Source organism: Flavobacterium sp. KH_001 (assembly GCF_057840745.1).
This window is the reverse complement of the sequence record NZ_CM174520.1, coordinates 4,736,144-4,759,269: the sequence shown is the minus strand read 5'-3', so window position 1 is coordinate 4,759,269 and position 23,126 is coordinate 4,736,144. Positions and strand designations below refer to the sequence as shown.

The 23,126-nt window shown below is 32.6% G+C and carries 18 protein-coding genes and 1 other RNA gene; 11 read left to right on the top strand and 8 right to left on the bottom strand.

All coding sequences use genetic code 11. The annotated features are described in order from the left end of the window. The first annotated feature begins 4 nt into the window (after positions 1-4). Positions 5-1,297, top strand: coding sequence for a dicarboxylate/amino acid:cation symporter (locus tag AC3ITQ_RS20160; RefSeq protein WP_489235902.1), 1,293 nt, complete (start codon positions 5-7; stop codon positions 1,295-1,297). 72 nt (positions 1,298-1,369) lie between these two features. On the opposite strand, the gene AC3ITQ_RS20155 is transcribed toward AC3ITQ_RS20160, so the two are convergent. Next, a complete protein-coding gene (locus tag AC3ITQ_RS20155) occupies positions 1,370-1,498 on the bottom strand; it encodes a hypothetical protein (protein WP_489235901.1) in 129 nt (42 codons plus the stop codon). Between the two features lie 318 nt (positions 1,499-1,816). Here AC3ITQ_RS20155 and AC3ITQ_RS20150 point away from each other — a divergent pair, with 318 nt between their 5' ends. Next, the gene (locus AC3ITQ_RS20150) at positions 1,817-4,003 is read left to right on the top strand and encodes a response regulator (RefSeq protein ID WP_489235900.1); all 2,187 of its coding nucleotides are present in this window, start codon (positions 1,817-1,819) and stop codon (positions 4,001-4,003) included. Here AC3ITQ_RS20150 and AC3ITQ_RS20145 read toward each other — a convergent pair. Together AC3ITQ_RS20145 and AC3ITQ_RS20140 are read right to left on the bottom strand one after the other, a co-directional pair. Next, the gene (locus AC3ITQ_RS20145; protein WP_026984469.1) at positions 4,000-5,250 is read right to left on the bottom strand and encodes a DEAD/DEAH box helicase; all 1,251 of its coding nucleotides are present in this window, start codon (positions 5,248-5,250) and stop codon (positions 4,000-4,002) included. The two genes, AC3ITQ_RS20150 and AC3ITQ_RS20145, sit on opposite strands and share 4 nt — an antisense overlap. 135 nt (positions 5,251-5,385) lie before the next feature. Next, on the bottom strand, positions 5,386-6,423 hold the full coding sequence (locus tag AC3ITQ_RS20140; RefSeq protein WP_489235899.1) for a formimidoylglutamase: 1,038 nt from the start codon (positions 6,421-6,423) through the stop codon (positions 5,386-5,388). 97 nt (positions 6,424-6,520) lie between these two features. On the opposite strand from AC3ITQ_RS20140, the gene AC3ITQ_RS20135 reads away from it, so the two are divergent. After that, positions 6,521-7,399: a hypothetical protein gene (locus AC3ITQ_RS20135; protein ID WP_072972025.1), complete on the top strand. Its 879-nt coding sequence runs from the start codon at positions 6,521-6,523 to the stop codon at positions 7,397-7,399. 80 nt (positions 7,400-7,479) lie between these two features. Here the strand turns inward: AC3ITQ_RS20135 and hutI are convergent, their stop codons facing one another. Next, the gene (gene hutI, locus AC3ITQ_RS20130) at positions 7,480-8,718 is read right to left on the bottom strand and encodes an imidazolonepropionase (RefSeq protein ID WP_489235898.1); all 1,239 of its coding nucleotides are present in this window, start codon (positions 8,716-8,718) and stop codon (positions 7,480-7,482) included. Between the two features lie 119 nt (positions 8,719-8,837). Beyond that, positions 8,838-9,890 (bottom strand): glutaminyl-peptide cyclotransferase, encoded by a 1,053-nt coding sequence (locus tag AC3ITQ_RS20125; RefSeq protein ID WP_489235897.1) that lies wholly within the window; start codon positions 9,888-9,890, stop codon positions 8,838-8,840. 88 nt (positions 9,891-9,978) lie between these two features. On the opposite strand from AC3ITQ_RS20125, the gene ffs reads away from it, so the two are divergent. The 5 genes from ffs to AC3ITQ_RS20100 all read left to right on the top strand — a co-directional run bounded on the left by ffs (position 9,979) and on the right by AC3ITQ_RS20100 (position 12,684). Beyond that, positions 9,979-10,076: signal recognition particle sRNA small type (ffs, locus tag AC3ITQ_RS20120), an RNA gene on the top strand. A gap of 175 nt (positions 10,077-10,251) precedes the next feature. Next, positions 10,252-11,055, top strand: coding sequence for an SDR family oxidoreductase (locus AC3ITQ_RS20115; RefSeq protein ID WP_489235896.1), 804 nt, complete (start codon positions 10,252-10,254; stop codon positions 11,053-11,055). Positions 11,056-11,059: 4 nt separating this feature from the next. Further along, complete coding sequence (locus AC3ITQ_RS20110) at positions 11,060-11,260, top strand: hypothetical protein (protein WP_489235895.1); 201 nt, start codon at positions 11,060-11,062, stop codon at positions 11,258-11,260. A gap of 184 nt (positions 11,261-11,444) precedes the next feature. Then, positions 11,445-12,101 (top strand): fructose-6-phosphate aldolase, encoded by a 657-nt coding sequence (gene fsa, locus AC3ITQ_RS20105; protein WP_029273133.1) that lies wholly within the window; start codon positions 11,445-11,447, stop codon positions 12,099-12,101. An 88-nt stretch (positions 12,102-12,189) separates the two neighbouring features. Further along, a complete protein-coding gene (locus tag AC3ITQ_RS20100) occupies positions 12,190-12,684 on the top strand; it encodes a hypothetical protein (protein WP_489235894.1) in 495 nt (164 codons plus the stop codon). Between the two features lie 85 nt (positions 12,685-12,769). Here the strand turns inward: AC3ITQ_RS20100 and AC3ITQ_RS20095 are convergent, their stop codons facing one another. The 3 genes from AC3ITQ_RS20095 to AC3ITQ_RS20085 form a co-directional block, all read right to left on the bottom strand. After that, positions 12,770-14,239 carry an MFS transporter gene (locus tag AC3ITQ_RS20095; RefSeq protein WP_489235893.1) on the bottom strand — a complete coding sequence of 490 codons (1,470 nt, stop codon included), beginning with the start codon at positions 14,237-14,239 and terminating at the stop codon, positions 12,770-12,772. Between the two features lie 177 nt (positions 14,240-14,416). Further along, the gene (locus tag AC3ITQ_RS20090) at positions 14,417-15,118 is read right to left on the bottom strand and encodes a LytR/AlgR family response regulator transcription factor (RefSeq protein WP_489235892.1); all 702 of its coding nucleotides are present in this window, start codon (positions 15,116-15,118) and stop codon (positions 14,417-14,419) included. Beyond that, positions 15,108-16,160: a sensor histidine kinase gene (locus tag AC3ITQ_RS20085; RefSeq protein WP_489235891.1), complete on the bottom strand. Its 1,053-nt coding sequence runs from the start codon at positions 16,158-16,160 to the stop codon at positions 15,108-15,110. The genes AC3ITQ_RS20090 and AC3ITQ_RS20085 overlap by 11 nt, the downstream gene beginning before the upstream one ends. Positions 16,161-16,427: 267 nt before the next feature. On the opposite strand from AC3ITQ_RS20085, the gene AC3ITQ_RS20080 reads away from it, so the two are divergent. From AC3ITQ_RS20080 to nagB, 3 genes are all read left to right on the top strand, one after another. After that, the gene (locus tag AC3ITQ_RS20080) at positions 16,428-19,475 is read left to right on the top strand and encodes a SusC/RagA family TonB-linked outer membrane protein (RefSeq protein ID WP_489235890.1); all 3,048 of its coding nucleotides are present in this window, start codon (positions 16,428-16,430) and stop codon (positions 19,473-19,475) included. An 11-nt stretch (positions 19,476-19,486) separates the two neighbouring features. After that, a complete protein-coding gene (locus AC3ITQ_RS20075; RefSeq protein ID WP_489235889.1) occupies positions 19,487-21,064 on the top strand; it encodes a RagB/SusD family nutrient uptake outer membrane protein in 1,578 nt (525 codons plus the stop codon). Between the two features lie 107 nt (positions 21,065-21,171). Then, a complete protein-coding gene (gene nagB, locus AC3ITQ_RS20070; protein WP_489235888.1) occupies positions 21,172-23,109 on the top strand; it encodes a glucosamine-6-phosphate deaminase in 1,938 nt (645 codons plus the stop codon). The last annotated feature ends 17 nt before the right edge of the window (positions 23,110-23,126 follow it).

Sequence of the window (23,126 nt, the reverse complement as noted above, 5' to 3'; positions counted from 1 at the left end):
ATTAATGCAACAGCAAGTTACAGAAACCAAAAAAAAATCATTTCTTTCAGGATTAACAGGGCAGATTATAATTGCTATGGTTCTTGGAGCAACTTTAGGAATTATATTGCACAATTATATTTCGCCTGAAGCTGCACAATCGTTTAGTAATAAAATAAAAATGTTGGCAACCATTTTTATTCGTTTAGTGCAAATGATTATTTCCCCTTTAGTATTCACCACTTTAGTAGTGGGAATTGCAAAATTAGGTGATATTAAAACGGTTGGAAGAATTGGAGGAAAAGCACTAGCATGGTTTTTTACAGCATCCTTTATTTCACTTTTAATTGGGTTGTTTTATGTGAATGTTTTGCAACCGGGAGTAGGCTTAAAACTTGATCATGTTGATATGGCGGCTGCATCAGAAGTGACTGGTAAAACTAAAATACTTTCTGTTGAGAATTTTGTGGAGCACATCGTGCCTAAAAGTCTTTTCGAAGCAATGGCAACAAATGAGATTTTGCAAATTGTAATATTTTCTATCTTTTTTGGATTGGCTGCAGCTTCCTTAGGAAGTACTGTAAAACCAGTAATAAATGCTTTAGATAAAGCTTCTCATATTGTATTAAGAATGGTGAATTATGTAATGAACTTCGCTCCAATTGGAGTTTTTGGAGCCATTGCGGGAGTTTTTGCCATTAGAGATGCAGAAGAGTTAGTGCTTACTTATTTTAAATTCTTTGGATCCTTTTTAATCGGAATAAGCACATTATGGGTTCTTTTAATTGCAATTGGATACATCTTCTTGAAAGGAAGAATGACCGAGTTATTAAAACGTATTGTAGGTCCATTGGCAATCGCTTTTGGAACAACAAGTAGTGAAGCTGTTTTTCCAAAATTAACGGAGGAATTAGAGCAATTTGGTGTAAAAGACAAAGTAGTATCTTTTATGTTACCGCTTGGGTATTCGTTCAATTTGGACGGGAGTATGATGTATATGACTTTCGCCAGTATTTTTATTGCCCAATTTTATGGCGTTCATTTAGATTTAGGAACTCAAATGGTAATGCTTTTGGTTTTAATGTTAACCAGTAAGGGAATTGCAGGTGTGCCAAGAGCTAGTTTAGTAGTAGTTGCGGCAACGTGTGGTATGTTTGATATTCCGGTTGAAGGAATTGCATTAATTTTGCCGATTGATCACTTTTGTGATATGTTTAGAAGTGCTACCAATGTACTAGGAAATGCTCTTGCAACTTCTGTTGTTGGGCAATGGGAAAATAATAAGGAAGAGAAATTAAATATATTAGAAGAGAATTGATTTTTTCTGTAATTACATAAAAAAAAGCCGTAATAACTTTCGTTGTTACGGCTTTAATTTTATTGCATAAAATTATGCTACTTTTCCTTTTCTTCCTTCTTCCGTTTCTGGTTCAGTAGACGTATCACCTCCATGAACAGTTTTCAATTGTGCTTTTGTTAATTTTTCAGATCCTTCAGATTTTAAAAATTTTTCTAACATAGTTTAAATTTTAAATGCACCAATCTTGATAAGACACTTGGGGCTTGTGTCTGTAAATATGTGTTAAAAATATAACTTTATTTCAATTATCATGTTAAAAAAGATATTATTTTTTAATGTAATTCTTGTTATATAGGTTTGTTGCTTGAGTCTGGTCAATTTGATAAATATTTTACGGTCTTACTTTTTTTAAGATGTTAATCTTAAAAAAAAAACAAGCAAACTAAATTTACCATATTTTGCGCGTGAATAATTTTGTAAAAATTAAGGTCTTTTTTTATAGCTTAATAATGTATATTTGAGAGCAATATATTAACTATGTTTAGATTTCGAATATTTTTAGCGCTGTCTTTATTACTGAATATTGTTTCATTAAAATTAATAGCACAAACTAATACTGAAGCTTCAGTTAAAGCAGATAAGCTTGTAAAAGAAGCATTAGTTAAATTCCGGGAATCAAACTTTGAAAAATCATTAATTATATCCCGAGTTGCGTTAAATTCTGCAACAAGCGCTAAAAATTATTCTTTAATTTCCCGCTCTTATAATATCATTGCTGCTAATTACAATGAATTGTCAGAAGTTGACAAAGCTATTTTCTTCTATAAAAAAAGTTTGTATTATGCCAATAAAACAGATAATGATTCTATAAAATACAATCTCTATAATAACTTGGGGAATATGTATTGTTTTGAAAAAAAGCAATTCGATAAAGGAATTAGTTATTATAAAAAATCGATAGCGTACGGTTTAAAGATTAATGACTTGAATCAAATTTACTTTACGAATGTAAATATTGCCTGGGCCTATTTTGATATTGGGAAATTCAAGGAAGGTTACCCCTATTTAAGATTTGTTGGGAACAATACTGAAAAATATGGTGATAAAACCACCGAGATTGTTGTAAACATGCTTAACGGAATGTATGCAAGTTACTCCAATGAAGATGATACGGCAAATGCTTATTTCTTAAGTGCAATTCATGCGGGACAAGACAGTGAGGAGCAGTCAGATTTATCTTTCGCACATTTAGAATATTCAAAATTTTTAACCAGAAAGAAAAGATATAAAGAAGCTTATGAAAATCTGGCTTCATACAATAAAATTACAGAAGCATTATACAATCAGCAGAAACTGGAAAAAGCCTCTATTGCTGGTTTTAACTTGGAATTGGATGAATACAAAAGGCAAATTGATAAAATTGAAAATGAAAAAATTTCACAATCACAAAGTCTAAAAAAATCCAGAATAATTGTAATTCTCTTTGTTCTTATTTCTCTTATTCTTCTTTTTTTGATAATTACATTGATAAAGAATATCAGATTTAAAAAGAAGCATAATTTAGAGCTTTTAGAAGCAAAAGAAATTGCTGAGGAAGCTTCTCTCCTTAAAACACAATTTATTTCGACTATAAGCCATGAATTGCGTACTCCCTTGTATGGTGTTGTGGGTATAACAAATATGCTGCTTGAGGAGCATAAAGAATTGGCACAAAGTCAACATTTAAGTTCCTTAAAGTTTTCTGCACGATACCTTCTTTCTTTGGTAAATGATATTTTGCAGATTAATAAAATTGAAGAAAATAAAGTTATTCTTGAAAATCTGACATTCAATATCTCAGATGAAATTACAATGATTAAAAATTCACTTTCTTTTCTTTCCCAAAAAAACAATAATAAGATCAAGGTTTGTATTGATCCGTGCATTCCTGAATACCTGATTGGCGATAAATTAAGATTAGCACAGATTTTAATGAATCTGGTTAGCAATGCATTGAAATTTACAAAAGACGGAGAAGTAGAAATTATTGTTAATTTGAATAAAATAGAAGAGAAATTTTATTTTTTAGAGTTTCATATAAAAGATAATGGTGTTGGAATTGCAGTTGTTGATCAGAACAAAATTTTTGAGAAATTTGTTCAGGTCGGAAGAAAAGAGGAGGATTATCAAGGAACCGGATTAGGTTTGAGTATCGTAAAACGACTTTTAGGATTGTTTGGCAGTAAAATTAATCTGGAAAGTAATATTGGTGAAGGAACTTCATTTTCGTTTGTAATTCCGTTTGAACATGATCCTCAAAAAACGAAAAAAATTATTGATGAAATAGAAGTAGATTTAACATCCAGCGAGGTTTATAAAATCTTAATTGTCGAAGATAATCTGATTAATCAGTTGGTTACAAAGAAGATTATCGAGAAAAATAATTATGTATGCAAAGTAGTTGATGATGGTTTTGGCGCGTTGGATATTATTGAGAAAGAAGATTTTGATCTAATTTTAATGGATATTAATATGCCATTGATGAATGGATTTGAAACTTCTAAAAGAATTCGTTTAAAGGGAATAACAACACCGATTGTGGCTTTGACTGCTTTTGATAAAGATGAAATAACAGATGAGTCGATTTCGTCAGGAATAAACGATATTATAGTGAAACCGTTTGAACCAATTAAACTATTTAAGATTATCAGTTACTTAATAAAAGAAGCAAAAAACGTTGGTTAATACCAACGTTTTTTGTTTTGCTTAGAAGCATTTGACTTTCTTGATTTATGAGCTCCGCCACTTCGGTTTGAATTTTTAGGTTTTTCAGCCGTTGCCTCCGGACTTCCTGAATGCCATGGGTAAGGATGGTCAGTAATTGTTTTTACGTCTACTTTTATTAGTTTTTGAATGTCCTTCCAATAAGGTTCTTCATCTTTACCACAAAATGAAATAGCAATTCCACCGTTTCCTGCACGTCCGGTTCTACCAATTCGGTGAACGTACGTCTCAGGAATATTAGGTAAATCAAAGTTGATTACATAAGGTAATTGATCAATATCGATTCCTCTAGCCGCAATATCTGTCGCAACTAAAACGCCAACTTCTTTGTTTTTAAATGCATCCAAGACACGTTGTCTCGCATTTTGCGATTTATCACCGTGAATGGCTTCAGCTGGAATATCTTTTTTACGAAGTGCTTTTACAACATTATCTGCGCCGTGTTTGGTTCTTGAAAAAACCAATACATTTGATAACTCTTCGTTTTTTATTAAATGATATAATAAATTTCTTTTCTCTGTTTTTTCAACAAAATAAACACGTTGCTCTACAGTTTCAGCAGTTGATGAAACAGGAGAAACTTCTACTTTTGCAGGATCCTGAAGAAACATTTCTGCCAGTTCACGAATCGCAATTGGCATTGTTGCAGAAAATAATAAAGTCTGACGGTTTTTAGGTGTTAATTTTACGATTTTTTTTACATCGTTTATAAAACCCATATCCAACATTTGATCGGCTTCATCCAGAACCAATGTATGTAAATGGTCTAAATCAAGAAATCCTTGTTTCTGTAAGTCTAATAATCTTCCTGGTGTTGCTACCAGAATGTCAACACCATTTTTTAAAGTGTCAACCTGAGGATTTTGAGAAACTCCACCAAAAATAGTCAATTGAGTTAGGTTGGTGTATTTGGCATAAGTATCAAAACTTTGTCCAATTTGAACCGCTAATTCACGCGTTGGTGTAACTATAAGAGCACGAATTTGTTTTGCTTTTTTTGATGAGCCTACAATTCGGTGTAACTGATGTATAATTGGAATAGCAAATGCCGCTGTTTTTCCTGTACCTGTTTGTGCACAACCAATTAAATCTCTTCCCGATAAAACGATCGGAATAGATTGTTCCTGAATAGGTGTGGGGTTTAGGTAGCCTTCTTCAAATACGGCTTTTTGTATACTTTTTGAAAGTGATAAATCTTCGAATAACATATCTTAGGTATTAAGATTTTAGTTTAAAGTACTAAAATTCTGTGCAAAGATAGGTTTATTCGGCCAATCGTTTATTTGAATTGGGGTTTATTTAGGAAATTCACTAATTACGACTAATTAAAATTTTAGTTTAGATTAGATTTTTTCGTTGTTGGCCTTGATGAAATCGGTTACCAGATAGCCAATTAATTTTCCTATTAAATTGTTGTTTGGAGAATCAGCTAAATCCGGAGCACCTTCACAAATATGTAAATAAGTAGCATTTTTATGTTGTCCAAAGAAGGATACAAACTGTCTTAATTCTTCTACAGAAAAACCACTTATAGTCATAGCGCTACTGGCGATATTTGGTATGGCATCCAAATCAATTTCGATACCGAAAGAATCATTTTTTATAAAATCTAAAGCCATGATCATTTCTTTGTTGAATTCCTTTTCTTTTCGAATGTTTACGCTGTCGTATGTATTATATCGAACACGATCTTCTAATTTTTTAATAATATCAAGAACGCTTTTTGAAGTATAGTTTTCATGCAGTCCAAATATGAAATATTTTTTAAGGAAACCTTCTTCATAAGCATATGAAAAACCATTTCCGCTATGGCGTCCTTCTAAAATTCGGAAATCAGAATGGGCGTCAAAATTAATGGCATTTATTGGTTTTCCTTTGGCTAAAGCCGAACCTTTTATATTCCCGTAAGCATTATTATGTCCTCCGCCAATAATGATTGGTGTTTTTCCTGCTTTTATAATAGTGAAAATAATATGAGAAACTTCTTTATCAATTTTTTCTACTAACTGACTTAATTTAGATCGGTCGTCAATGTCATTAAAATCTAGATTTTCAACATCACGCATTTCTTCTGCAACATTTATTTGTCCCAAAACAATAATTTGGCTGCCTTTGCAAAAACGATTATGCTGAATATTAGCTATACTTTTTATAGCACATTGCCATGCAGATGCTGCTCCGGGTCTACCGTAATTTGCACGCACGCCAATATCTTCAGGAATTCCCAAAAGCACGTATTTAGCCTCACTTTCTTTTAGAAAAGCAATCTTGTCAGCACCTTTCGGGACAACAATCATCTTCTCTCCAAACTTTATTTCGCCACTTCGGTGATTTGTGACTTTTGCTAAATCATTAACAGTAAAAGGAATTAATTTCTCCATAAAAAAAAATTATTGTCCAAAAATAATATAATTGTATTAACTTACGTTATTAGGATATATTAATTCTTAAATTTGTTTTAAAGAAAATTATTTAAATATGGAAAACCCAAAGAACAACAACTCAAGTCTAAAAGCGGTAATCGCAGTTTTAGCAGTCCTACTTATTGGTAGCTTAGTGTATATTTTTAAATTGTCTTCTGATACTGAAGTAGTTAAGACAGAACTTACAACCACCATGACGGAGAAAGAATCTGTTATGAAAGATTTGCAAGAATTGAAAGCAACGTATGATGCTGCTATCGCTGAAAACACATCAATGTCTGATGAGTTAATTCAGGAAAGAGATAAAGTAGTAGCGTTGATGGACGATTTGAATAAATCTAAAGGAGATGTGTCTAAATACAGATCTCAGGTTCAGGCAATGCAAGGTAAAATGAAAACTTTAGTTGCTGAAAACGACGAATTGAAAAAACAAAATGGTGTTTTGACAGTTCAAAGAGATAGTACTATTGTAGTTTTAGGTGAGTCTAAAAAGTATAACGAAGTATTAGTTGGTCAAAACGAAGAACTAGCTAAAACAGTTGAAAAAGGTTCTAAATTATCAGTTTTAAACACTAAAACTATTGCTTACAAAGTAAAAGGTTCTGGTAAACAAGTTGAAACAGATAAAGCAAGCCGTGCAGACGTTTTAAAAGTTAGTTTTACAATTGCTGAAAATTCAATCGCTAAATCTGGAGATAAAACGTATTATGTACAAGTTATCGATAGTAAAAACAATGTTTTAGGAGATAAAAAGACTGAAACTTTTGGAGACAATACTTTAACTTATAGTTTTAAGACTACTGTAAAATATGAAAATAAAACAGTACAGGTTTCTGAAGACTTAATTGGTAAAGATTTCGAAAAAGGAACTTACTTTATCAATGTTTTTGATAATGATGAATTGGTTTCTAAAACTAGTTTCTCTTTAAGATAAGACGTCCGGAGGGATAATAATACCACTAAAATATTAAAGGTCTGTGAAGTTTTTTACAGACCTTTTTTTATTGCATTTTTTTAATTTAAAATCTTTCCTTCCAGAAAAACACTTTCAATTAAATTACTGCCAAAAGCATATGGAATTTGGTAGTAAGATGAAATGGGTTTTGTCACGATTAAATTGGCCTTTTTGCCTTTTGTAATACTGCCGTGGGTTTCAGAAAGTCCCATTGCGTAAGCTCCGTTTATAGTGGCTGCATTAATGGCTTCTTCAGGAGTCATTTTCATTTTAATACAAGCCGTTGCAACAACAAAATTCATATTTCCTGATGGAGTAGAGCCAGGGTTGAAATCTGTTGCTAAAGCAATAGGTAAACCTGCTTTTATCATTTCACGGGCAGGTGTGTACGGAATACTTAAAAAATAAGAACAAGACGGTAAAGCAACAGGCATTGTTTCAGTATTTTTTAAGGCTTCAATATCTTCCGGGTTCATAATTTCGAGATGATCGACAGAAAGGGCTTTAAATTTAATTCCAGACTGAATTCCTCCGATCGAATTGAATTGATTCACGTGAATTTTTGGTTTTAAACCGAATTGAATTCCGGCTTCTATAATTTTTTCCGTTTCTTCAACAGAAAAATAACCTGTTTCACAAAAAACATCAATATAATCAGCTAGTTTGTTTTGAGCGATTTCAGGAAGCATTTTTGTTATAATTTCATCAATATAACCTTGTTTATTTTCTTTATAGTGCAGAGGGAAAGCATGAGCGCCCAGAAAAGTAGCCTTTATAGCAATGGGATAATTTTCTGCCAGTTTTTTAATAACGCGCAGCATTTTTAATTCTCCTTCAACAGTAAGTCCGTAACCTGATTTTATCTCAACAGCTCCGGTTCCTAAATGCATAACTTCTTCTAATCGAAGTTTGGATTGCTCATAAATTTCTTCTTCAGAAGTTTCATTGAGTTTTTTGGCCGAGTTTAAAATTCCACCACCGCGATTGGCGATTTCTTCATAAGTAAAACCGTTTATTCTGTCGACAAATTCCTGTTCGCGATTTCCTGCATACACAATATGCGTATGACTGTCGCACCAGGAAGGTAAAATAATTCGCCCTGTTGCATTAATAATTTTATCTACTTGAATTTCGGGTAGATTGTCCATCGATCCAAAATCTTCAATAAGATTATCTTTTAAAATTAAAAAAGCATTTTTGATAGTTGGGAGAATTGCCATTTCGGCTCCTGAAACCTTAGAAATTGAAGTTTCACGAACCTGAAGCAGTTCTTTTATATTGGTAATTAAAGTAGTCATATATTGATATTGTTATAAAACACAAATTTCACAAATTAGCACTTAACAATTCGTGAAATCTGTGAAATTTGTATTTAAAATTGGAATTTGGAATTTAAAATATTGGAGTTTATTTTAATTTATTCTGAAACTGTAATTTCAAACATTTTGCTCCAGTTTTTACCGGTTACAAAAATGGTTTTAGTTTTTGGATTGTAAGCAATTCCGTTTACAACATCACCAGAATCAATATCGGTCATTAATTTACGCAAACTTGACATGTTTAAAATTCCTTCAACAGCGCCATTCTTTGGGTCTACTATAGCAATTGCATCTTTTTGAAATACATTCACATAAAATTTTCCGTTGATTAATTCTAATTCGTTTACTGCTTTTATTTTTGAAGTTCCTGAATAAACATTGATATAATCGACCATTTTTTGTGTTGTAGGATCCATTTTCCAGATTTTCTCTGTACCGTCTGATTGATAAATAAATTTACCATCATTTGTCATTCCCCATCCTTCGATCTCTTTTTCGTAAGTAAAGGTTTTTTTAAGTTTTAAAGTATTAGCGTCATAAATAAAACCTGTTTTTTCCTGCCAGGTTAACTGAAACAATTCGCCGTTGATAAAAGTAATTCCTTCGCCGAAATATTTTGGTTCAAGGTTTATTTGTTTAAAAGTTTTGCCTGTTTTGTAATCGTATTTTCTTAAAAACGAATTTCCTTTTTCTCCGGTACTTTCATATAATGTGTCTTTGTAGAATTCTAAACCTTCGGTAAAAGATTTTTTATCATGAGGATAGGTATTAACGATTTTAAAGCTTAATAATTTAGGTTCAACATTAGAAACGACCTCAATTCTTTTTGTTGCATCAGAAAAATCTCCATCAAAAAAGACAGTCGCTTTTAGATATTGATACCCTAATTTTTGGTCTTTTAATTCAAATTTGAATTTTTCTGCACCTTTAGTACTTCCAACTTTTTTGTCGTTAACGAAGTAAGCAATGCTGTCAATTTCCTTTGCATTTGGATTTAAAACTGCGATCGAAACAGCTTCCTGAGGAAGGAAATGTGCTGGAAAAGCAGAATCATCAATAGTAAAAAAAGAATTTTCACTTTTATTTTTATCTCCACATCCAATTAATGTGATTCCTAATAAAATGACAGTTAGGAAGTTATATTTTTTCATAGTTAAAAATTTGAATAAGCCAATATACGACGATATTTTTATAGCAACAAAGCTCTTGCAAAAATATAAAAAGATTGTATATTTGCACCGGCAAGTCCTACACGACCAGCTCCTGCAGACTCCCCCAGGATGGGAACATAGCAAGGGTACGTGGTTGAGCGGTGCGATGTAGGTCGCTTGCCATTTTTTATTTTTTAGATTTAAAACAAAAGTAGTCTTCCTTCGGGAGGATTTTTTTATTTTTGGACCTTTCGTAGAGTGAGAAGTTATATGTTAGAGGTAAAATGTTTTTAACTATTGCATTAATTTCTATCTATGATACATCACATTTCACCTATAACATTTAACATCTAACCAGCAAATGAGTAAAGTCGTTTTAATTACCGGAGGATCCTCAGGGATTGGAAAATCTATTGGAGAATTTTTACATAAAAAAGGTTTCGTTGTTTACGGAACGAGCAGAAATCCTGAAAAAGTTCTTAATTCTATTTTTCCATTATTGACTTTAGATGTTCGTAATACAGAATCGATTCATTCTACTGTTGCAAAGATTATTGAAGTTTCCGGACGATTAGATGTTGTAATTAATAATGCAGGTGTTGGAATTACAGGTCCATTAGAAGAAATTCCGATGGAAGAAATCAAAAACAATTTTGAGACTAATTTTTTTGGGCCAATTGAAGTAATGAAAGCTGTTTTGCCGCAAATGCGTGTACAAAAATCGGGTTTGATTATTAATATCACGTCAATTGCGGGTTATATGGGATTGCCTTACAGAAGTATTTATTCTGCCTCAAAAGGAGCTTTAGAATTAATTACTGAAGCTTTACGAATGGAGGTAAAGTCTTTTGGAATTGAAATTACGAATGTTGCGCCAGGCGATTTCGCTACCAATATTGCTTCAGGGCGTTATCATGCACCGGTTGTTCAGGGATCTGCTTATGAAAAAGTTTATGGAGAAACTCTTGCAACGATGAATGAGCATGTCGATGCAGGAAGTAATCCTAATGAAATGGCCGAGGCGATTTTTAAGATTATGCAGGAGAAAAATCCAAAAGGACATTATAAAGTTGGTGCCTTTATGCAGAAATTTTCGATTGTGTTAAAACGTGTTCTTCCAGATAAAGTTTATGAGAAGATGCTAATGAACCATTATAAATTATAATAGTATGGATAGTATTAAAGAATTTCTGGCTCCTCTTTTTGGTATTTTAGTTCTTGTTGTTATTTGGTTTGTAATTCGTAGAATATTAAGTTCAATCAGTGATAAAATCAATAATTCTGAAGTTTATAAAGAAGATACTTTAAGGGTTCTTGAAGAAATTCGAGATGAATTAAAACAATTAAATCAAAAGGAGGCTTCAAAATAATTATTAGTTGTAATTTTGCACCGATTTTGCGTGAGGGATTACTTCACTTAACTTTTATTGGTTATAGGAGTTCAGTGAATATATTTGAGGCGTTATCCTTTTGTGAAGTGAAACGGAGCAAAAGATATAGCCGAAAGCCCTTGGGGCACGCCCAAATTATGAACACAATTAAATAGATATAATTATGAAATTTTTTATTGATACGGCTAATTTAGCTCAAATTAAAGAAGCACAAGCATTAGGTGTTTTAGATGGTGTAACAACAAATCCATCATTGATGGCAAAAGAAGGAATTACCGGAAAAAACAACATTTTGAAGCATTATGTTGATATTTGTAATCTTGTAGAAGGTGATGTAAGTGCTGAAGTAAATGCGTTGGATTATGATGGAATGATCAAAGAAGGTGAAGAATTAGCTGAATTGCACGACCAAATCGTAGTGAAATTACCTATGACAAAAGAAGGTGTAATGGCTGCGAAATATTTTTCAGATAAAGGAATCAAAACAAACGTAACACTTGTATTCTCTGCTGGACAAGCTTTATTAGCTGCAAAAGCCGGAGCAACTTATGTTTCTCCTTTTATTGGTCGTTTAGATGATATTTCTACAGATGGTCTAAATTTAATCGAAGAGATTAGATTAATTTATGATAATTACGGATACGAAACTCAAATTTTAGCAGCTTCTGTACGTCATACAATGCATATTGTCAACTGTGCTAAAATTGGTGCTGATGTTATGACAGGTCCACTTTCTGCAATTGCAGGATTGTTGAAACACCCGTTAACAGATATTGGATTGGCTCAGTTTGTTGCTGATTTCGAAAAAGGAAATAAGTAATACGATTTAAACATTACATAGAATCGCCATCTTTCTTGTGAAAGGTGGCGATTTTTTTTATATTTTTATTCTTAAAAATAACCTACATATGAAAAAAGTACTAGTAATGTTTTTGTTTTTAGTAGCTGGTTTGCAGGTAAATGCACAAGCGAGGGTTTTGAAATCAGTAAATGAGGCGGGTGATGTCGCCACTTTTGAATTAGACTGTACGGTAAAGTTTCAGACACTCGCAAAAGGGCTGAGATATAATATCACACGCCACGAGTTCAAAGGTCCAGAGATGAAAAATTCTTACCGATTATTGTTGGTAATGGATGGTTTTTATTCTAAAACGCTGAATAAAGAAATGACGATTTCAGCTGTTTTAAATGATGGAACTGTAATTGAGGCAAAAAAGACAATTGAAGATGATGGATTCTTTGATGGTGCCTGTACGTTAAAAATTAAAGATCCTAAAGCGCTTTTAGAAGCCAATATAGCTAAAATTATTGTTCATGCTGATAAAGATGTGGTTTATACATTATCAGAGCAAAATAAGGCTATTTTTAAAAAGAATTTGAGTAACATTATGACGGAAAAATAAAATACAATTGGCTTATTGTATAAGCTAAAAAAATCCCAAATCTCAATTGGTAAAATTGGAATTTGGGATTTTTTATTTTTAGGTTTTAATGACCTCCACCACCACCTTCAACGTGATTAATTCCTTGTCTTTTTAATATTTTAGGACAGTAGTAACCGTAGAATCCTAAGTATGCAAAACCTATTAATGGAACGATATAAGAGAAATGTGTCCAGGTGATCCCGAAAATACCTTCTGGGCTTGTTAGATCGATATCACAGATGCTTCCCTGAACTAAAGGAATAACTCCTCCTCCAAGAATCATCATAATTAAGAATGAAGACGCTTTTCCAGTGTTTTTTCCTAATCCTGCAATGGCTAAATCGAATATAGAAGGCCACATAATAGATAAGAATAAACCTCCAGAGATAAAGAAGAATTTGGCAATAGAAGGATCTGGACAAACCAATCCAATTAACATCATTAACACACCTGATATACCAAAAAGCATTAAAGTTTTTCCTGCATTTTTACCTCCCACAAAACTTACAGCTATGAATAGTAGAATCCAGATTGGATAGATGTAAAATGAAGAAACATCATGTCCGGCGAAAATATTAGCTCCAATAATTACTCCAAATGCGATAGCAGGAACAATAAATTTAAGAGCAGTATTTACAAGGTTTGATGTATTGAAAACGTTTACTCCACCATTCCAGCGACCAATCATTAAACTTCCCCAATAAAGGGCAATAAACGGAGCAATTGCATCTTCTAAAACATTACCAAATTCTGCAGTATGTAGTAAAGCGGGTAAATTACTAATGATAGTTACCTCAGTTCCTACATAAATAAAGATACCTAACATTCCTAAGTATAGTTGTGGGTAATCTAAAATGTTGAATTTTTCGTGTGCTACCTTAACTACTTCTTCCTCTTCTTTTGCAGGATCTTCAATTTTAGAGAAGTTCATGAAAATAGCCACAGCTATAAAAGCAAGACCTAAGATGATAAATGGTAATTTAATATCTTCTAATGAAAGTGACGTTTTCTTGTCATCTCCCATTCCGAATAAAGCAATTCCTAATAAGATAGCTCCGATAGTTGTTCCGAAAGAGTTAATACCTCCTGCCAATGTTAAACGGTGTGCTCCTGTAGCAGGGCTTCCCATTTTAATGGCTAATGGATTAGCTACAATTTGTTGAATTGAAAATCCTAAACCAACAGTAAATAAGGCAGTTAAGAAGAAAGGGAAACTTTCCATTGTAGCAGCTGGAATAAATAAAAATGATCCTACTGCAGAAAGAATCAAACCTGCAGAAAGTGTTTTTTTATATCCAAATTTTTGTAAAACGTCTACTTTTAAAGAAACTAAAAAGAAGATTATTGATCCTACAAAGTAAGAAACGTAGAAAGCCCAAGCTACTAATTGTGATTGTACCTGAGATAAAGTAAATACTTTTTTAAATACCGGAATTAGGATATCGTTGGCAGATCCAACAAAACCCCAAAAGAAGAAGACGATTATCAATGAGATAAATTGCCCCCATTTGGTTTGCACATTTTCTGAACTCATAATTGTAATAAGGTTAATTTTTAATTTATTGTTTTTTGAAGACCGTAAATATATTTGTTAAGTATATCAAAAAAAAATAAAAAGGCACAAATAATGTTAAATTTAAACGAACGACGCCATTTTTTCAACAAAGTGTTAATTTTTACCAAGTTAGAAAACGAAAAATGAAATGTGTTTTTACTCAAGTATTTTAGTTTTTACATCCTTACTGTAGTTTCTTCCAATCGGAATAGTGTAAGATTGTATCTGCACGCGGTTTCCTTCTATAGATTTAACCTTGTTTAGCGCGATAACGTAGGATTTGTGGATTCGAAGGAAGCGATCTGCGGGCAACTCTTCAGATAATGAAGTCAATGATTTGTGGGTAATATAGGTTTTATCAGGAGTAACAATTTTTATATATTCCTTCATTCCTTCAACAAATAAAATCTCTTCAATATTAATTTTCATCATCTTTTTATCAACCTTAATAAAAATATGAGAATCACCTTTTGTGGTTTCTACCTTAATATTGTTTTTAAGATTAAATTCGGTTGTGATTTTATTAATGCACTTTATAAATCGTGGTAGTGGAATAGGTTTTACTAAATAATCTAAAACATCAAGATCGTAACTTTCAGCAGCAAATTCTCTAAATGCTGTTGTGATAATTACTTTGGTTTTGTTTTCGATCAGACTAATTAACTCAAATCCGGTCATCATTGGCATATTAATATCCAAAAATACCGCATCGACAGTTGTACTATTTATAAAATCAAGCGCTTCAAGAGAATTATTGAATGTAGCAATAACCTCAAAATCAGTAAAATTATTAAAATAATTTTGCAAGACTTTGATTGCTAATGGCTCATCATCAACCAACACGCATTTAATCTTCATTTTGAATAGGTATTTGCAAACGGATTATATAGTAATTCAATTTTGTCGTTTGTTTTAAACTGAAATTATTTTTATAAATTAACTTTAGTCTCTTCTTAGTATTGGTTAATCCAATTCCGCCTTTTGAATTAAGATTTTGTGAAATTACAAAATTATTTAGGATTTCAAAATCTAACATTTTATTGTCGCTAACTTTACAATTGATCTTTATTTTTAAGTTTCGATTATTTAAACCTCCATGTTTAAAGGCGTTTTCGACCAATGATATGTATATAAGAGGCGGTACAACAATGTCTTCAATATTAGATTCTAAATTGATTGTAACTTCCACATTTTCAAAACGTAACTTTTCAATTTCGATATAATTTTGAATATAATCGATTTCTTTAATTAAAGGGACAAATTTGGTTCCTTTTACATCATACAAAACGTATTCCATCAAATTTGATAATTTGATAATTACATCCGGAACCTTCGCAGAAGATTCTAATGATAATGCATATAGATTATTTAAAGTATTAAAAAAGAAATGGGGTTGAATCTGGTTTTCAAGATATTTTAATTTAATCTTAAACTGATTTTCTCTTAAAGATCTGTTTCTTTCACGTTCACGCAACCATGTTAAGGTAAGGTAAACAGAGGAAGCCATTGCCAGGACATATAACTCACCAATGCAAACGGCTACAATGTGATTAATTTCAAAAGGATGATATTCTCTATTGGCTTCTGGCCAGATATTTTCAGATATAATATAATAGGTAAGTGCCGTCTTGAGTAAATAGATAGCAAAAAGACTTAGCAGTAATGAAAAGGTATAAGTAATATACTTCTGTTTTAGTACATACCTAGGAACTAAGACGAAGAGATTAAAATAAACTAATGGTATATGAAGTGAGAACTCAACTAAATTCGATTTGAAAGAATAGGGGTAATCATTAAAGTACGCTCCCCATCTTAAAAAATTCAGAGTAAAGTAACTGCCCCAAAACCAGAAGTGATTTTGAAGTTTTATGTCAAAGTTTAATTTTTGAATATCGTTCAATTTAATTGATAAGGGATTAACTCTTTTTTAACTATTCTTAAATATAGTGCAACTTTAAACAATTAGTTGGTAAAACACAATTCTTTTAAAGAAAAAAACAATAAAAACTTAAAAAGGCGTAATATTTTCATGTGAAAACGTTTTCGGAAAACGCATTATTGATTGTTTTATGTCGTTTGTTTAAAAAATAAAGCTGTTTGTATAATTTATTTTTTTTAACAATACCTTAAGAATAATTTTACCTCATAACTAACAAAATAAATAAACATGAAAAAAATTTTCTTAATCTTTATGATTGTTTTTACAGCGCAAGTTTCGCTTGCTCAGGTAAAAAATGTTAAAGGTGTGATTACGGATTCTGAAGGGTTGCCGTTGCCAGGGGCATCCGTTGCAGTACAAGGAGGTCAAAAAGGTACTACTACCGATTTTGATGGTGTGTACACAATTGAAGCACAAAAAGGACAGACTTTAGTTTTTAGCTATGTAGGTCTTGAAACACAAAGTATAGTTGTAGGGGATGCTGCTACAATTAATGTTAAAATGTTAGCAGCAGCTTCGAATGCTCTTAATGAGGTTGTTGTAACTTCATTAGGTGTTAAGAAAACGAGAAAATCTTTGACTTATGCTGCGCAAGAACTTAAAGGAGAAGAATTAACTCGCGTAAAAGACGCAAACGTTATTAATACAATCGCGGGTAAAGTTGCCGGTGTTGCGGTAACAAAAAGTTCTGGTGGTACTGGAGGATCTACAAAAGTAGTTATTCGTGGTAACTCTTCTATCATGAACAGCCAGCCTCTTTATGTTATTGATGGTATCCCTTTATATAATGGAAGTTCAAACCAGCCAAACGATTCTTTTGGAAGTACTGCTGGAGGTAACCGTGATGGAGGTGATGTTGTTTCTTTAATTAATCCTGATGATTATGAAGGAATGACGGTACTTAAAGGTGCGGCGGCTTCTGTATTATACGGGTCTCAAGGCGCAAATGGTGTTATTTTACTTTCGTCTAAAAAGAGTAAAGAAAACACATCTAATTTAGCTGTTTCGTCTGTTACTACTTTTGAATCTGTTCATTCTTTACCAAAATTCCAAAATGAATATGGAACTGCAAATGCACAGAAATCTTGGGGAGGAAAAGTACAGTCAAATGATTTTGTTGATGACTTTTTTAACACTGGAGTTACACAAATTACTTCTTTAGCGTTTACGACAGGAACAGACGTTTCTACTACAAGTTTGTCTTATGCTAATACTTCTGCTTCAGGTATTATAGAAGGTAATGGATTGAAGAAAAATAATTTTGGAATTCGTCAAACTGGGAAATTTTTTGATAATAAATTAACTGTTTCTGCTGATGCAAAATATACAAGTCAAACGATCGATAATAGACCTGTAAATGGACTTTATTCGAATCCTTTAACAGGAGTGTATTTATTTCAAAGAGGAAATGATTTTAATTATTATAAAGATAATTTTGAAACATATATGCCAGACAGAAATTTATACGGTCAAAATTTTTATAGTGCGCCTAATGCTGACATTTATGTTCAAAACCCTTATTGGTTAATTAACAGAAATAAATCTGTTGATAAAGACAATTTCTTTAATGGTAATATAGCTGTAGATTATAAAGCAAACAATTGGTTAAGTATTGGAGCAAGATATAGCTACAATAGAATTGAAAATGATTTTGATAAAAAAATATATGCTACTACAAACACTTCTTTGTCTAATATAAACGGTAGATATATAAATGTTGCTACATTAAGTACACAGCGTTACGGAGATTTAATTGCTAAAATTAACACTAATATTAACGAAAATTTTAGTTTTAATGCTATAGTTGGAGCAAGTATTAATAATACATTAGCAAATCAAGCTACTACTTTAGATTCAGGAATTGTTGGTGGGCTTGTTAATGCTAACCTGTTTACCTTAGGTAATTTTGGAAGCGCATCAGGACTAGATAATTTAAGTCTTCAGGCTACAGGTTCTTCAAGAGAAGTTCAATCTCTATTTGCATCTGCAACTTTCGGTTATAAAAACATGTTATATTTAGATATTACAGGACGTAATGACTGGTCTTCTACTTTAGTAAATACAGATACTCCATCTTACTTTTATCCATCTGTAGGGCTTACTGCTCTTTTAAGCGAAATGATGACTATGCCAGAGTGGATTAACTTTGGAAAAGTGCGAGGAACTTACGCACAAGTTGGTAATGACGTTTCTGCTTTCGTAACTTCTCCTAAATCAACTATCCAGGGTGGTAATATTATTCCTCCTACAGTAGGACCAAGACCTGGTGAAGGATTAAAACCAGAATTAAAATCAGAATTTGAATTTGGTACAGAGTGGAGAATGTTTAATAACAGATTAGGTTTTGAAGTTTCATATTATAATTCAGAAACTAAAAATCAATACATTCAGGTTCCTGCGCCTGCAACAAATCCTTACGGTTATACTTTTTATGGAATTAACGCAGGTAGTATAGAAAACAAAGGTATTGAGCTTGTTGTTACAGGAAAAATTATTACTGGAGATAAATTTTCATGGGATACTACTGTAAACTATTCTCAAAACAAAAATAAAGTTAAAGAAATTCCTGAAGAATTGGGAGGTTCAATTCCTTTAACTCCTGTAAATAATATCAATTACAGATATGCTTTAACTGAAGGTAGACCATTTGGAGTTATTGAAGGGAAATATATTGTTAAAAATGATCAAGGAGAAATTGTTTTAGATGATAATGGAAATGTAGGGCTAGAAAGTGGATTACGTGAAGTAGGAAATGCAAATCCAGATTTTATGTTAGGCTGGTCAAACACATTTAAGTTTGGCGCTTTTACAGCTAACTTCTTAATTGACGGACGTTTTGGAGGGGATGTAATGAGTATTACAGAATCTATGAATGATTGGTATGGAGTTTCAAAAAGAAGTGGAGATGCAAGAAATGCTGGTGGTGTTGCAGTAAATGCAGTTATGCCTAATGGTACAAAAGTAACTTCTATAGATGCTGAAAAATATTATACTACAGTTGGAGGCCTTAATGGTGCTACTGCAGAATATGTATATGATGCTACAAATGTAAGTTTAAGAGAAGTTTCACTTGGATATACTTTCAATAAAAAAACATTACCATTTGTTAATACAGCAACTTTGTCATTAATCGCTAGAAATTTATTCTTTATTTATAAAGATGCACCTTTTGATCCAAACATTGCTTTAAGTACAGGTCAAGGTTTACAAGGAGTTGACATTTATGGTTTACCATCAACAAGAAGCATTGGACTTAATTTAAATGTAACTTTCTAATTTAAAATATCATGAAAAGAAATAATATAAAAAAATCATTAATCTGTTTCGGTCTTTTAACCTTAGTTGGTTGTACAGATAATTTTGACGAGATTAATAGTAATCCCGATGCTTTTACACAGGAGGAACTAACACAGGATTTTAATCATATAAAAGGTCCTTTTACTACTATGTTTGATAATGTAATGGTTAATGTTCCAGGTTGGAAGTATCAGGTAGCTATTGATTTATCTGGTAATACATGGGGAGGTTATACTACAGCTCCAGGTTTTGACGGCGCTAATAATCTTTCTTATGCACTTGGAGATAACTGGAACAAGTGGGGTTGGGAGCCTATCTACGCACAAGTTATGGCAAATTACTTAACAGTAGAAAGAGCGTCAAAGGGTAAATATGATGAATTTTACGCCCTTGCTACAATTGTTAAAGTACAAACTTTACATAAAGCAGCTGATTCATGGGGTCCAATTGTATACTCAAAATTAGGGACTACAGATGCAGCGATTGGATATGATTCTCAAGAAGAAGCTTATGTATTAATGTTTAAAGACTTAGATTTTGCTGTTGGAGAATTAACAAAAAGAATTGATGCTGGAGAAAAAAGTTCTTTTACAAATATAGATCGTTCAACGTATGGAGGAAATTATATACAATGGGTTAAATATGCTAATTCATTGCGTCTTAGATTAGCGATGCGTGTTGTAAAAGTTAATCCTCAATTAGCTAAAGCGGAAGCAGAAAAAGCGATTAGCCAAAAGTTTGGTGTAATGACAGTTGTAGGTGATAGTTTTATAGTAAATAAAAATGTATCACAACATCCTCTTAAGGTAGCTGCTTATGAATATAATGATAGTCGTATGTCTGCAGATATGGAATCTATTATGGGAGGTTATAATGATCCTAGAATGAAAGTTTATTTTGCCGAATCTGAACAGTACCCTGGAGAATATAAAGGAATTCGTACTGGAGGAATTCTTGGTGATAAATCGCTACATATGAAATTTTCAAATTTTGGTAAAGTGATAAAAGATGATAAACAAGTAGTTTGGTTGAATACCGCTGAAGTATACTTTTTAAGAGCTGAAGGAGCATTAAGAGGCTGGAATATGGGTGGTGATGCTGCAACATTCTATAAAGCTGGTATTAATGCATCTTTCGATCAGCTTGCAACAGGTGGTGCTGCTGATTATATAGCTGATAATGTAAAAATGGCTAAAGATTATGTAGATCCAGTTGCTCCATTCAACAGTGGTTTAGCTGTAAATAAAGTTACTGTTGCCTGGGATAATGCAGCAAGTAACGAGGTGAAACTGCAAAAAATTATTACTCAAAAATGGATTGCTAACTTTCCTGATGGTATGGAAGCTTGGGCTGATCACCGTCGAACTGGTTATCCTAAATTATTACCAATTCTTAACAATCAAAGTGCTGGAGTAATTACAACTGAATTTGGAGTAAGAAGAATATCGTTTGTTTCGACTGAATTCGATGGTAATCCTGAAGGTGTTAAAACAGGTATTGCAAAACTTGGAGGACCAGATAATGGTGGAACCAGAACTTGGTGGGACACTACAGCTCCTAACTTCTAAAACATAGGGATTAAAAGAATTTAAGTTTGGTTGGTAAATGGTATAAGCAATGAAAGTTGTTTATACCATTTCAAAAACCAAAATTGTAAATACAAAAAAAGAAAAAAATGAAAAGTGCTTTAGAAATCAAACCTGATATTAGCTATAAAAGTGCAGGAAAATTTGAAGAAACTCGATTTGAAAAAATCCATAATGAGATCTTTAAGAGTTCTGCCGAAGCTTCATTAATTGTGGCGCAGGAAATTGCACAGTTAATCAAATCTAAACAAGAAAAGAATAAATCTTGTGTATTAGGTTTAGCAACAGGTTCTTCTCCTATTAAAGTATATGCTGAATTAGTTAGAATGCACAAAGAAGAAGGTCTGAGTTTTAGCAACGTGATCACTTTTAATCTGGATGAATATTATCCAATGACAAAAGAGAACAATCAGAGCTATCACTATTTCATGCACCAGCATCTTTTTAATCACATTGATATTAAACCTGAAAATGTAAATATTCCTGATGGTACAGTGGCAATAGATGAATTAAATCAATACTGTATCGACTATGAAATGAATATTAAAAATGCAGGAGGTCTTGATTTTCAGTTATTAGGTATCGGACGTACAGGTCACGTAGGTTTCAATGAGCCAGGATCTCACATTAACTCTGGTACAAGAATTATTACACTTGATCATATAACAAGAGTAGATGCTTCATCCGACTTTAATGGTATTGATAACGTTCCAAAAAGAGCGATTACCATGGGAGTTTCTACGATCATGAGATCTAAAAGAATTGTTTTAATGGCTTGGGGACAAAACAAAGCCGATATCATCAAAAGAACTATTCAGGGTGATATCAGTTCAGAAGTTCCTGCCACATTTTTACAAAACCATCCCAATGCAACTTTTGTATTGGACCAGTCTGCTGCTTCAGAATTAACCCGTTTTAAAACGCCCTGGTTAGTTGGAGAATGCATCTGGACACAAGAATTAAAAAGCAAAGCGATTGTTTGGTTATGCCAAAAAACAAAACAATCTATTTTAAAATTAACAGACAGAGATTACAACAATAATGGAATGTCTGATCTTTTGGCACAAGAAGGCTCTGCTTATGATTTGAACATTAATATGTTCAATGTATTGCAGCATACCATCACGGGATGGCCAGGTGGAAAACCTAATACAGACGATTCTCATCGTCCGGAAAGAGCCAATCCTGCAAAAAAACGAGTGATTCTTTTTAGTCCACATCCAGACGATGATGTGATTTCTATGGGAGGAACTTTTTCAAAATTGATAAAACAAGGACATGATGTACATGTAGTATATCAAACCTCTGGAAATATAGCAGTTACTGATGATGAGGCTTTGAAATTTGCTGAAGTTGCCAAGGATTTTGTTGGTGAAGCGGGAAGTGGAATAAATTTTAAATCGGTGATTGAATTCTTAAATAGCAAATCGGAGAATCAAATTGATTCTTTGGAAGTTCGAAAATTAAAAGGACTTATTAGAAGAAGAGAATCTTATGCAGCGACAAGATATATCGGCTTAAAAGATGAAAATACCCATTTCCTGGATCTTCCATTTTATGAAACAGGACAAGTAAAGAAAAATCCGTTAGGCCCTGAAGATATTGAAATTGTCAAAGATATTATCGCCAAAATAAAACCACATCAGGTATTTGCTGCAGGTGATTTGGCTGATCCGCACGGAACGCATGAAGTTTGTTTGAATGCCATTTTCGCAGCAATGGCAGCCCTGAAACCGGAAAAATATATGGATGATTGCTGGTTATGGTTGTACCGAGGAGCATGGCATGAGTGGGATATTCATGAAATTGATATGGCCGTTCCGCTTTCTCCATCAGAAGTATTATTGAAGCGTCATGCAATTTTATACCACCAATCTCAAAAAGACAGAGTTATGTTTCAAGGAAACGATTCTCGAGAATTTTGGGTTAGGGCAGAAGACCGAAATAAAAATACAGCCATCTTATACGATGAATTAGGTTTGGCAGAATATGAAGCAATCGAAGCTTTTAAACGTTTTGATTACTAAAATTAGTTTAAGATTCG